A 12,158-nucleotide genomic window follows, 5' to 3' on the forward strand; every position below is an offset into this window, starting at 1 on the left:
GCGCGGGCCTACGGGGGATGAGCCTGTGAGAGGGCCCTGTAGGCCGGGCAAGGCGACAGCCGCCACCCGGCGAAATTACAGGTACAGTGCCTGATATCTTGCCCGGCGGCGCTGCGCTTGCGCGGGCCTACGGGGTATGAGCCTGTGAGAGGGCCCTGCAGGCCGGGTAAGGCGACAGCCGCCACCCGGCGAAATTACAGGTACCGTGCCTGATATCTTGCCCGGCGGCGCTGCGCTTCGCGGACCTACGGGGTATGAGCTTGTGAGAGGGCCCTGCAGGCCGGGCAAGGCGACAGCCGCCACCCGGCGAAATTACAGGTACCGTGCCTGATATCTTGCCCGGCGGCGCTGCGCCTGCGCGGGCCTACGGGGGATGAGCCTGTGAGAGGGCCCTGCAGGCCGGGTAAGCGACAGCCGCCACCCGGCGAAATTACAGGTACCGTGCCTGATATCTTGCCCGGCGGCGCTGCGCTTGCGCGGGCCTACGGGGTATGAGCCTGTGAGAGGGCCCTGTAGGCCGGGTAAGCGACAGCCGCCGCCCGGCGAAATTACAGGTACCGTGCCTGATATCTTGCCCGGCGGCGCTGCGCTTGCGCGGGCCTACGGGGTATGAGCCTGTGAGAGCGCCCTGTAGGCCGGGTAAGGCGACAGCCGCCACCCGGCATAACGGCTGGAGCCGGGTCGATAACTACCCGGACTCGCGCGAAGTCCGCGTCCGGGCTACCGGTTAGGATGAAGGATAACAGCCGCCAGCGCTCAGCGTCGGGAGCGCACCACCTGGTAGCGGCGGGTGAAATACTCCACCGGCGCGCTCCAGACGTGAACCAGACGGGTGAACGGGAAGATCAGGAAGATGGTCATCCCCAGCACCAGGTGGACGCGGTAAATCCAGGCCACGCCGTCCAGATGCGCCGAGGCGCCGCCGTGGAAGGTGACCACCGCCTGCGCCCAGTCCACCAGCTTGAGCATTTCGCTGCCGTCCGGATGCTGGGCGGAGAAGGGGATCGTCGTCAGCCCCAGCGCGCACTGAATCAGCAAAATGCACAGGATCAGAATATCTGCCGTGGTGGAGGTGGCGCGAATGCGCGGGTTGGTCAGGCGGCGCGCCAGCAAGCCGATGCCGCCCACCAGGGTGAGCACCCCACACACGCCGCCGAGGATCATCGCCATCAGCTGCTTCTGCGACATCGGCAGGAACCACGAGTAGACCCAGTGCGGGGTCAGCATGCCAAAGAGATGGCCGAAAAAAATGCCGAGAATGCCGATATGAAACAAGTTCGACCATAGCACCATCCCGCGTTTATCCAGCATCTGGCTGGACGACGCGCGCCAGGTATACTGCCCATAGTCGTAGCGTAGCCAGCTGCCGAGCAGAAACACGGCGCCGCAAAGGTAAGGGTAGATATCGTAAAAGAAGACGTTCAGATACTGGATCATTTCGGGCCTCCGGCGCGGATGTCGACGTACAGCGGCGCCACATCCTGGCTAAAGCGTCGTTGATAAGCTTGCATAGGCGAGCTGTCGCAAGCGGTCGCATTATCTTCAATAAACTTCACCTGCTCTTCTTCCCACACTTCGTCCAGCGCCTGACAGGTATCGTCGCGCTTTTCTCCCGCCACCTGTTTGGTGACACTGTCACTGGTGAGCGGGCTTTTTGCCAGTTCCAGCAGGGCGTCAAACAGTTGATAATACGAGCATTCTCGTTGCTTCAGGCGGCCGCCGATCAGCGCCAGAATCGGCGCGATATTCTGCAACCCTTCGCGGGCGTCGGCGAGGGGTAAAATACTGAGATACTCCAGATACAGCGGCAGATAGTCGGGCAGTTCACGGCAATCGATCAGCAGACCTGCCTGCTGATACTGATTCATCAGGTCCACCATCGCCTGGCCACGGTCGCGGGACTCAGCATGCACATGTTCAAACAGCAGCAGCGAGGTGGCGCGCCCTCGCTCGAACACCTCGCACCAGTCGGCCTGGCGATCCAACAGCGGCGCCGCCAGCAGCTCCCCGACAAAGGGCGTCAGGGAAGGGATATCGGCGCTGACCAGCGCCAGGGCTTCGTCGCGGTTCTCCCACAGCACCTCGTCGGGATACTCCAGCAGCAGACCGAGCACTTTCAGGATCCGCATCACTCGCCCTCCCCATGCTTACGCACGCCGCTGACGTCGATGGCGTCAATCCGCCGGCTGTTAAACAGGTTGAATTTCGTATCTGACCCGTGGCAGCCGTCGCCGAAGGTAAAGCCGCAGCCGTTGCGTTCCGGGAAGGCATCCTCCGCCAGTTCGCGATGGCTGGTGGGGATCACGAAGCGGTCTTCGTAGTTGGCGATCGCCAGATAGCGATACATCTCTTCGACCTGCTCAACGCTGAGTCCCACCTCTTCAATTGCCCGGGTATCGGTCACGCCCTCAACGGTTTGCGAGCGCTTGTAGTGGCGCATCGCCATCATCCGTTTCAGCGCGCGCAATACCGGCCCGGTATCCCCGGCGCTCAACAGGTTCGCCAGGTACTGGACCGGAATGCGCAGGCTCTCCACCGCCGGCAGGATGGCGCCGTTGTTGGGCAGGCCGCCGGCGTCGGCAACCGACTGGATCGGCGACAGGGGCGGCACATACCAGACCATCGGCAGGGTGCGATACTCCGGATGCAGCGGCAGGGCCAGCTTCCAGTCCATCGCCAGCTTATAGACCGGCGATTTCTGCGCCGCCTCAATGACATTGTGGGGGATGCCTTGTTTTAACGCTTCCTCGATGACCGCCGGATCGTTTGGATTAAGGAATACCTCGCACTGGCGCTCATAGAGGTCGGTTTCATGCTCGGTGCTGGCAGCTTCTTCGATACGGTCGGCGTCATACAGCAAGACGCCGAGATAGCGGATGCGCCCGACGCAGGTTTCGGAGCACACCGTTGGCTGCCCGGACTCAATGCGCGGATAGCAGAAGATGCATTTTTCCGACTTGCCGCTCTTCCAGTTAAAGTAGATTTTTTTATATGGACAGCCGCTGATGCACATCCGCCAGCCGCGGCATTTGTCCTGGTCTATCAGCACGATGCCATCTTCCTCACGCTTGTAGATGGCGCCGCTTGGGCAGGTGGCCACGCAGCTCGGGTTGAGGCAGTGCTCGCACAGGCGCGGGAGGTACATCATAAAGGTGTTTTCGAACTGGCCGTACATCTCTTTCTGCATGGCTTCGAAGTTACGGTCGCGGGCGCGTTTCTCGAACTCACCGCCGAGCAGTTCCTCCCAGTTCGGGCCCCAGTCAATTTTATCCATCCGCTCGCCGCTGATCAGCGAGCGTGGGCGGGCGGTAGGCAGATATTTTCCCTCCGGCGCGTTGTGCAGATGCTGGTAATCGTAGGTGAAAGGTTCGTAGTAATCGTCAATCACCGGCAGCACCGGGTTGGCGAATATCTTCGACAGCACGCTAACCCGATTGCCGAGGCGGGGCGTCAGTTTACCGCTGATGCCGCGGATCCAGCCGCCTTGCCACTGCTCCTGGTCTTCCCAGTTTTTTGGGTAGCCAATGCCCGGTTTGGTTTCCACATTATTGAACCACGCGTACTCCATGCCCTCCCGGCTGCTCCAGACGTTTTTACAGGTGACCGAGCAGGTGTGACAGCCGATGCATTTGTCCAGATTCAACACCATTCCAACCTGAGAACGGATTTTCATTTTTTCGCCTCCTGTACCTGATCGCGACCTTCGTCATCCAGCCAGGCAATATTTTTCATTTTGCGGATCATGATGAACTCGTCGCGGTTGGAGCCGACGGTGCCGTAGTAGTTAAAGCCATAGGCCAGCTGGGCGTAGCCGCCGATCATGTGCGTCGGCTTCGGACAGACGCGGGTGACGGAGTTATGAATGCCGCCGCGGCGGCCGGTCACTTCCGAACCCGGGATATTCATAATCCGCTCCTGAGCGTGATACATCATGGTCATCCCCGGCGGCACGCGCTGGCTCACCACCGCCCGGGCGGTGAGGGCGCCGTTGGCGTTGAACGCTTCAATCCAGTCGTTATCTTCAATGCCCAGCTCTCTGGCGTCAGTTTCACTGAGCCAGACGATCGGCCCGCCGCGCGACAGCGTCAGCATCAGCAGGTTTTCGCTGTATGTGGAGTGGATCCCCCATTTCTGGTGCGGGGTCAGGAAGTTCAGCGCTTTCTCCGGAAAACCGTTCGGCGGCACGGCCTTCATCTGGCTGACGCTGCGGGTATCAATGGGCGGGCGATAAGCCACCAGGCTTTCGCCGAAAGCCCGCATCCACGGATGATCCTGATACAGCTGTTGCCGCCCGGAGAGGGTGCGCCACGGGATCAGTTCGTGCACATTGGTATAACCGGCGTTGTAGGAGACGTGCTCGCTTTCCAGTCCGGACCACGTTGGGCTGGAGATGATCTTGCGCGGCTGCGCCTGAATATCGCGGAAGCGGATCTTCTCATCCTCTTTATTCAGCGCCAGATGAGTGTGGTCGCGACCGGTAAATTCTCCCAGCGCCTGCCAGGCTTTCACCGCCACCTGGCCGTTGGTTTCCGGCGCGAGGCTGAGAATAACTTCGGAGGCGTCAATGGCGCTGTCGATCCGCGGCCGGCCTTTGGCCGGACCGTCCTGCTTGAGGTAGTTAAGCTTGCCGAGGAAATCGACTTCGCTTTGCGTATTCCACGAGATGCCTTTTCCGCCGTTGCCAAGCTTATCGAGCAGCGGCCCGAGAGAGGTGAAGCGTTCCCAGGTGGCGGGATAGTCGCGCTCCACCAGGGCAATCGACGGAGCGGTTTTCCCGGGGATCAGATCGCATTCGCCCTTGCGCCAGTCAAGCACCTCGAACGGCTGCGCCAGCTCAGCCGGAGAGTCATGCTGCAGCGGGACCAGCACCACGTCGGTCTCTTTCCCGAGATGGCCGACGCAGACCTGCGAGAAGGATTTGGCGATATCTTTGTAAATCTCCCAGTCGCTCTTTGCCTCCCACGCCGGGTCGACGGCGGCGGAAAGCGGGTGGATAAACGGATGCATATCCGAGGTGTTCATATCGTCTTTTTCGTACCAGGTGGCGGTCGGTAGAACAATATCGGAAAAGAGACAGGTACTGGACATGCGGAAATCCAGCGTCACCAGCAGGTCGAGTTTGCCCTCGATAGCCGCCGTCTGCCACTCGACTTCCTCAGGTTTCACCTCATCGCTGGCGCCCAGTTCATCCCCCTGAATACCGCTGTCGGTCCCGAGCAGGTACTTCAACATGTACTCATGCCCCTTACCGGACGATCCCAGCAGGTTAGAGCGCCAGATAAACAGGTTCCGCGGATGGTTTTTACCGCTGTCCGGCTGCTCGGCGGCAAAGCGGATCTCGCCGGATTTTAGCGACCGCACCGTGAACTCCGAGGGCGATAGCCCGGCGGCCTCGGCCTGCTGCTTGATGGTCAGCGGGTTGACGTTGAGCTGTGGCGCAGAAGGCAACCAGCCCATCCGTTCCGCGCGGACGTTGAAGTCGATAAGGCTGCCGCTAAATTTGCTGGCGTCGGCCAGCGGCGACAACAGCTCCTGCGCGGTCAGTTTTTCATAGCGCCACTGGCTGGCGTGATTGTAGAAATAGGAGGTGCTGTTCATTTGCCGCGGCGGGCGGTTCCAGTCCAGCGCGAACGCCAGCGGCAGCCAGCCGGTCTGTGGGCGCAGCTTCTCCTGGCCGACATAGTGCGACCAGCCGCCGCCGCTCTGGCCGACGCAGCCGCAGAACACCAGCAGGTTAATCATCCCCCGGTAGTTCATATCCATGTGGTACCAGTGGTTTACCCCGGCGCCGAGGATAATCATCGAACGGCCATGGGTTTTATGCGCCGTATCGGCGAACTCGCGGGCGATTTGTTCGATATGCTGGCGCGGCACGCCGGTGATCTGCTCCGCCCACGCCGGGGTATAGGCTTTAACCTCGGCGAAATCTTTCGCCGCATTGACATCATCAAGCCCTCGGTCCAGGCCGTAGTTAGCCAGAATCAGGTCATATACGCTGACCACCAGGCCGCTTTCGCCACTGGCCAGCGTCAGCTGTTTCACCGGGAGCGGATGAAGGGTTACCGGTGCCTGCGGCACGCTGCGGAAATGCGGGTTTTCATTGCCGCCGAAGTAGGGGAAGGCGACTGACGCCACGCTGTCGCGAATATCCAGCAGAGACAGCGTGAGCTCCACCGTTTTGCCGTCAGCCAGCGGTTCGAGGTTCCATTTCCCTTTTTCGCCCCAGCGAAAGCCGATGGAACCGTTTGGCGCCACCAGTTCGCCGTCGGCGGTGCAGGCGACGGTTTTCCATTCCGGGTTATTCGTTTCGCCCAGTCCATCCAGCAGGTCGGAGGCGCGCAGCATGCGGCCTGGCACATAGCTGCCATCGTCGCGCGGCTCAAGCATCACCAGCATCGGCATGTCGGTATAGGTGCGGCAGTAGTTAAGAAAGTAATCGCTCGGATTATCAAGGTGGAAGGCTTTGAGGATGACGTGGCCCATGGCCATCGCCAGCGCGCTGTCGGTACCTTGCTTCGGCGCCAGCCAGTGGTCGCACAGTTTGGCCACTTCCGAATAGTCCGGGGTGATGGCGATGGTTTTGGTGCCTTTGTAGCGTACTTCGGTGAAGAAGTGGGCATCCGGGGTCCGGGTCTGCGGCACGTTGGAGCCCCAGGCGATAATGTAGCTGGCGTTGTACCAGTCGGCGGATTCCGGCACGTCGGTCTGCTCGCCCCAGGTCATTGGTGAGGCCGGGGGCAGATCGCAGTACCAGTCGTAGAAGCTGAGGCAGGTGCCGCCGATAAGGGATAAATAGCGGGTACCCGCCGCGTAGGAGACCATCGACATCGCCGGGATCGGCGAGAACCCGGCGACACGGTCCGGGCCGTAGTGTTTGATGGTCCAGACGTTGGCGGCGGCGATGAGCTGATTCAGCTCTTTCCAGCTGGAGCGGACAAAGCCGCCTTTGCCGCGCGCCGCTTTATAGCTGGTGGTTTTGGCCGGATCCTGCATGATGCTATCCCAGGCCTGCACCGGGTCGGGAAACTGCGCCAGTGCTTCGCGCCACAACGCAATCAGCCGTTTACGCGCCAGCGGGTACTTCAGACGGTTGGCGCTATAGAGATACCAGGAGTAGCTGGCGCCTCGCGGGCAGCCGCGTGGTTCATGGTTCGGCAGATCCGGGCGGGTACGCGGATAATCGGTCTGCTGGGTTTCCCAGGTCACCAGACCGTTTTTGACATAAATTTTCCAGCTGCAGGAGCCGGTGCAATTCACGCCGTGGGTGGAGCGGACAATTTTGTCGAACTGCCAGCGTTGACGGTAGCTGTCTTCCCAGTCACGGTTGTTGTTGTAGACCTGACCGTGGCCGTTGGCAAAGGTTTCGCCTTTCTGCTTAAAGTAGCGAAAGCGATCCAGTAGTTTACTCATGACATTTCTCCTGCTCCGATGATGTCCGGCATCGTGCCACCCGGCCGGATGAGCGAACGAACGCGTACGCCGGATAAGGCGGAAGCCGCCATCCGGCAGATAAATCGTTATGGTTAAGCGGGTTTACGTCGGCCGTAGACCAGCCAGGTCACCAATACGCAAACCACGTAAAAAACGAAGAAGACCTTCATCGCCCCGACCGGCGAACCGGTCATCGCCAGCGAGGTGCCGAAGGCTTTTGGGATAAAGAAGCCGCCGATGGCGCCAATTGCCGAGATAAAGCCCAGCGCGGCAGCGGTATCGGTTACGGCTTCATGCTGCGCTTCTTCTTCGCTGCCGCCGCGCTGCCTCACGCTCTCGATGGTGAGCTGACGGAAGATGACGGCGATCATCTGGAAGGTGGAGCCGCTGCCGAGCCCGGCGGTTAAGAACAGCCCCATAAACACCACGTAGAAGGCGAGAAAGCTGCCGGATCCGCTGCCTGGCAGGGTGAGGAACAGCAGACCGGTAAAGAGCGCCATCAGCACGAAATTGACCAGCGTCACCCGCACACCGCCCAGACGGTCGGAGATGATCCCGCCGAACGAGCGCGCCAGCGCGCCAATAAACGGTCCAAAGAAAGCCAGCTTGAGAATGTCGACCGCAGGAAACTGGGTTTTCGCCAGCATGGCGAAGCCGGCGGAGAAGCCGATAAATGAGCCGAAAGTCGCCAGATAGAGCAGGCTCAACAGCCACATATGCGGGCGCTTGAGTACGGGAAGCTGATCGCGAATCGAGGCCTTCGAACTGGCGATATCATTCATACCGAACCAGGCGGCAGCGGTGGCAAGCAGCAGGAGGGGTACCCAGACGAGCGCCGCATTACTCAGGGCCATGGTCGAGCCATCGGGCTGGGTGACGCCATGGACGCCGAGGAAGGTGAAGATCGGCAGGAAGATCACCGCCGGGGCGACCATCTGCATCACGCTGACCCCGAGATTGCCCAGGCCGCCGTTGACCCCCAGCGCGCTGCCCTGTTTGGCTTTGGGAAAAAAGAAACTGATATTTCCCATACTGGAAGCAAAATTAGCCCCGGCAAAACCGCACAGCAGCGCAATAACAATAAATACCCAGAATGGAGTAGCGCTATTCTGGATCGCCACGCCTAACCAAATACAAGGCACAATTAGGATCACTGTACTTAATACGGTCCAGTAGCGCCCGCCGAAGAGGGGTACCATAAAGGAGTAGGGGACCCGTAATATCGCGCCGGAAAGTGAAGGAAGTGCGGTTAATAAAAAAAGCTGGTCGGTAGTGAAATGAAAACCGACCTTATTAAGGTTGACCGCCACGGCGCTGAATAACATCCATACGCAGAAGGCAAGTAGTAAGCAGGTGACTGATATCCAGAGGTTTCTTCTCGCAATGGCCTGACCCTTGTTTTCCCAGAAGGCCTTATTTTCTGGCCGCCAGTTTTTCAAAAGGTAATGATTATCTTTCTCATTTTGTACCGACATATTGCCCTCTAATTGCCCGGAATGGAGTAAATAAATAAGGTCAACAGCTGAATACAAGGTGACGGTGAATAACCCTTAATTGGCGTTATCTAAAAAGCGTAGATAAAAAAAACGTGCTGTCGGAGAGCACGTGGAGAGCGTAGCGGGATTAATTGTTACTAAATGTAAAATTTAACTAAAATAACTCCAGCGTAATCATCTTATTGACGTAACGGCTAAACGCCGTCTCGTCCAGGGTTTGGGTGCCGAGGGCGTAAATTCCGTCGAGGCCGCACACCAGGGCGATAAAACGCCAGGCGATATCCACCGGCGGCTCGCTCGAGTGAAACTCTCCGCAGGCGAGACCCTGTTCCACGATCGCCACGGTCTCGGCATGCCACATGGTCATGGTCAGCCGGTAGGCCGCTTTGATGTCCGGGTCGCTGTCGGCCAGCACCTGGCCTTCCCGCCACAGGCGGATATAGGGTTCCAGCCGGCCATCCTCGCTGCCGATCATCGAGAATAACCGCTCGCGCCAGCTGGCATCCTCCGCCACCAGCGGCATGTCGAGCATCTCGCGGATAAGACGGATGAACACCTGGGACTTCAGCTCGCCAATGGAGGCGAAGTGGTGGTGCAGTTGTCCGGCGGCCACCTGCGCTTCGCGGGCGATCTGCCGGACGGTCATGGCGCTGAAGCCGCCGCGCAGCGCCAGACGCATGGCGGCCTGCATAATTCCTTCCCGTCGCTCATCCCGCTGTAAATAGTGCATAGAACCCCGCTGATATCTGGCTTTGGCCGAGTGTAACAAAAAGTTGGACATGTGTTCAACAATCCGGCAGGATCGCCATCCTGGACATGTGTCCAAGTTCTAACATTGAGGTACACGCTATGTCACGGCAATGGATGACGCTGATGGCGATTTTGCTGGTTTATATTCCGGTGGCGATTGACGCCACGGTGTTGCATGTGGCCGCGCCGACCCTCAGCGTCGCGCTGGGCAGCAGCGGCAATGAGCTGTTGTGGATCATTGATATCTATTCATTGGTGATGGCCGGGATGGTGCTGCCGATGGGCGCCCTTGGCGATAAAATCGGCTTTAAACGTCTGCTGCTGCTCGGCAGCGCTATTTTTGGCGTCGCCTCGCTGTGCGCCGCGCTGTCGCCGACCGCCCTGACGCTGATTGCCTCCCGCGCCCTGCTGGCGGTGGGGGCGGCGATGATCGTTCCGGCGACGCTTGCCGGGATCCGCAGCACCTTCGCCGAGGCCAGCCAGCGCAATATGGCGCTGGGGCTGTGGGCGGCGGTGGGCTCCGGCGGCGCGGCCTTTGGCCCGCTGGTGGGCGGCATGCTGCTGGAGCATTTCTACTGGGGATCGGTGTTCTTGATCAACGTGCCGATTGTGCTGGTGGTTATCGCCATTAACGCGAAAGTGGTGCCGCGCCAGCCCGCGCGCCGCGACCAGCCGCTGAACCTGCTGCAGGCGCTCATTTTGATTGCGGCGATCCTGATGCTGGTGTTTAGCGCCAAATCGGCCCTGAAGGGCCAGCTGGCGCTGTGGCTCACCGCGCTGGTGGCGATCGGCGGGGCGGCGATGCTGACCTGGTTTATCCGCAAACAGCTGTCGGCGGCCCGGCCGATGGTGGATATGCGCCTGTTCACCCATCGCATTATTTTAAGCGGGGTGATGATGGCGATGACGGCCCTGATTACCCTGGTGGGTTTTGAGCTGCTGATGGCGCAGGAGCTGCAGTTTGTGCATCAGAAAACGCCGTTCGAGGCGGGGATGTTTATGCTGCCGGTGATGGTGGCCAGCGGCTTTAGCGGGCCGATTGCCGGGATGCTGGTGTCGAAGCTCGGACTGCGCGAGGTGGCTACCGGCGGGATGTTGCTGAGCGCCTTCAGCTTTCTGGGCCTGGCGCTGACCGATTTCAGCACTCAACACTGGCTGGCCTGGGGGCTGATGACGCTGCTGGGCTTTAGCGTCGCCAGCGCGCTGCTGGCCTCCAGCTCCGCCATTATGGCGGCGGCGCCGAAGGAGAAAGCGGCGGCGGCCGGGGCGATCGAAACCATGGCCTATGAGCTGGGCGCCGGCCTCGGCATTGCGCTGTTCGGCCTGATCCTCACCCGCAGCTACAGCGCCACCATTGTGCTACCGTCCGGGCTGAATGAGACGATGGCGCAGCAGGCGTCGTCATCGATCGGCGAGGCGGTCAGCCTGACCCAGGCGCTGCCCGCCGGGGTGGCGGAAGCGCTAATGGCGGCGGCCAAGGCGGCCTTTACCCAGGCGCACAGCCTGGTGCTGGCGACAGCGGGGGTCATGCTTCTGCTGCTGGCCGCCGGGATCTGGCGCAGCCTCGCCACGGCGACGAAGCCGCCGTCGGCGCTATAGCTGTAGCGACAGGTCCATCGCCGCGCGACGTAGCGGGGCGAGAGCCTTCTCTTTTAACGCCGCGGCGCTGACCGTCGCGGCCGGCACCCCGACATTCAGCGCGGCCACCACCTGGCCATGACGCGACAGCACCGGCACCGCCAGCGAGCACAGGCCCACCTCTATCTGGCGGTCGGCGAGGGCATAGCCCTGCATGCGCACCCGATCAATCTCCGCGCGTAGCCCGGCCATATCGCACAGGGTGTGGGGGGTGTAGCGAATGAGCACGGCGCGTGACAGTGTCACCTCCAGCTGCTCCTCCGGCAGCGCGCTGAGCAATACCCGACCCATCGACGTCGCCCACGCCGGCAGACGGCTGCCGCGTCCGAGATCGACGCTCAGTAAATTATTCACCGCGGCGCGGGCGATATAGAGCACGTTATCCCCATCGAGCGTTGCCGCCGAACAGGATTCGCCGAGGGCTTTGCCGAGGCTATCCAGCGCCGTTTGCGCCACTTTCGCCAGCGGGGTGCCGGCGAGATAGGCGTGGCCCACCGCCAGCACCCGGGGCAACAGCTCATAATGGCGGCCATCCGGGCTATGGACCATGCCCAGCGCGGCGAGGGTATACAGGCAGCGGCGTACCGCCGCGCGGGAAATTTGCGTTTTCTGGCTTAACTGGGAAATGGTCAGCCGCTGACGCTGCGGGGTAAAGGCGTTAAGCACCTCCAGCCCGCGAGCCAGAGACAGCATAAAGTTGGGATCGTGCTCGGCCTGCCTGGCGCTTAGGGTGGTGGGGGTATGGTCACGCATGGATTCCCTCTCCGTTGCATTGCAAAGCTCACGGGGCATCACTATACCGTGCGCAAACCGCACCGTCCTGAATTGTGCCGGTTTTACCAC

8 protein-coding genes are annotated in these 12,158 nt (G+C 60.7%); 1 reads left to right on the forward strand and 7 read right to left on the reverse strand.

Annotation, left to right across the window (positions count from 1 at the left end):
- Positions 1-756: 756 nt before the first annotated feature.
- The 6 genes from narI to LGM20_RS11720 all read right to left on the reverse strand — a co-directional run bounded on the left by narI (position 757) and on the right by LGM20_RS11720 (position 9,657).
- Positions 757-1,437 carry a respiratory nitrate reductase subunit gamma gene (gene narI, locus LGM20_RS11695; protein ID WP_023289864.1) on the reverse strand — a complete coding sequence of 227 codons (681 nt, stop codon included), beginning with the start codon at positions 1,435-1,437 and terminating at the stop codon, positions 757-759.
- The gene (narW, locus tag LGM20_RS11700; protein ID WP_032453024.1) at positions 1,434-2,129 is read right to left on the reverse strand and encodes a nitrate reductase molybdenum cofactor assembly chaperone; all 696 of its coding nucleotides are present in this window, start codon (positions 2,127-2,129) and stop codon (positions 1,434-1,436) included. The genes narI and narW overlap by 4 nt, the downstream gene beginning before the upstream one ends.
- A complete protein-coding gene (gene narH / locus LGM20_RS11705) occupies positions 2,129-3,673 on the reverse strand; it encodes a nitrate reductase subunit beta (protein WP_044523473.1) in 1,545 nt (514 codons plus the stop codon). Before narH ends, narW begins: the two co-directional genes overlap by 1 nt.
- The gene (locus LGM20_RS11710) at positions 3,670-7,410 is read right to left on the reverse strand and encodes a nitrate reductase subunit alpha (RefSeq protein ID WP_044523471.1); all 3,741 of its coding nucleotides are present in this window, start codon (positions 7,408-7,410) and stop codon (positions 3,670-3,672) included. Before LGM20_RS11710 ends, narH begins: the two co-directional genes overlap by 4 nt.
- 113 nt (positions 7,411-7,523) lie before the next feature.
- Positions 7,524-8,906: a NarK family nitrate/nitrite MFS transporter gene (locus LGM20_RS11715; RefSeq protein WP_023289860.1), complete on the reverse strand. Its 1,383-nt coding sequence runs from the start codon at positions 8,904-8,906 to the stop codon at positions 7,524-7,526.
- Between the two features lie 175 nt (positions 8,907-9,081).
- Entirely contained in the window at positions 9,082-9,657 is a 576-nt protein-coding gene (locus LGM20_RS11720) for a TetR family transcriptional regulator (RefSeq protein ID WP_044523547.1), read from the reverse strand.
- A 119-nt stretch (positions 9,658-9,776) separates the two neighbouring features.
- Between LGM20_RS11720 and kmrA the strand changes: the two genes are divergently transcribed.
- Positions 9,777-11,276, forward strand: coding sequence for an efflux MFS transporter KmrA (kmrA, locus tag LGM20_RS11725; RefSeq protein WP_044523470.1), 1,500 nt, complete (start codon positions 9,777-9,779; stop codon positions 11,274-11,276).
- Here the strand turns inward: kmrA and LGM20_RS11730 are convergent.
- A complete protein-coding gene (locus LGM20_RS11730; protein WP_072198970.1) occupies positions 11,271-12,107 on the reverse strand; it encodes an IclR family transcriptional regulator domain-containing protein in 837 nt (278 codons plus the stop codon). The two genes, kmrA and LGM20_RS11730, sit on opposite strands and share 6 nt — an antisense overlap.
- Positions 12,108-12,158: the final 51 nt, after the last annotated feature.

Origin of the sequence: Klebsiella quasipneumoniae subsp. quasipneumoniae (genome assembly GCF_020525925.1) — a bacterium.
GTDB classification, from domain to species: domain Bacteria; phylum Pseudomonadota; class Gammaproteobacteria; order Enterobacterales; family Enterobacteriaceae; genus Klebsiella; species Klebsiella quasipneumoniae.

What these genes read in the sequence shown, in the direction of transcription:
- LGM20_RS11715 (WP_023289860.1), bottom strand. Translation starts at nt 8,906, where the DNA reads ATGTCGGTACAAAATGAGAAAGATAATCATTACCTTTTGAAAAACTGG.
- LGM20_RS11730 (WP_072198970.1), bottom strand. Translation starts at nt 12,107, where the DNA reads ATGCCCCGTGAGCTTTGCAATGCAACGGAGAGGGAATCCATGCGTGAC.
- LGM20_RS11710 (WP_044523471.1), bottom strand. Translation starts at nt 7,410, where the DNA reads ATGAGTAAACTACTGGATCGCTTTCGCTACTTTAAGCAGAAAGGCGAA.
- narW (WP_032453024.1), bottom strand. Translation starts at nt 2,129, where the DNA reads ATGCGGATCCTGAAAGTGCTCGGTCTGCTGCTGGAGTATCCCGACGAG.
- narI (WP_023289864.1), bottom strand. Translation starts at nt 1,437, where the DNA reads ATGATCCAGTATCTGAACGTCTTCTTTTACGATATCTACCCTTACCTT.
- LGM20_RS11720 (WP_044523547.1), bottom strand. Translation starts at nt 9,657, where the DNA reads ATGCACTATTTACAGCGGGATGAGCGACGGGAAGGAATTATGCAGGCC.
- narH (WP_044523473.1), bottom strand. Translation starts at nt 3,673, where the DNA reads ATGAAAATCCGTTCTCAGGTTGGAATGGTGTTGAATCTGGACAAATGC.
- kmrA (WP_044523470.1), top strand. Translation starts at nt 9,777, where the DNA reads ATGTCACGGCAATGGATGACGCTGATGGCGATTTTGCTGGTTTATATT.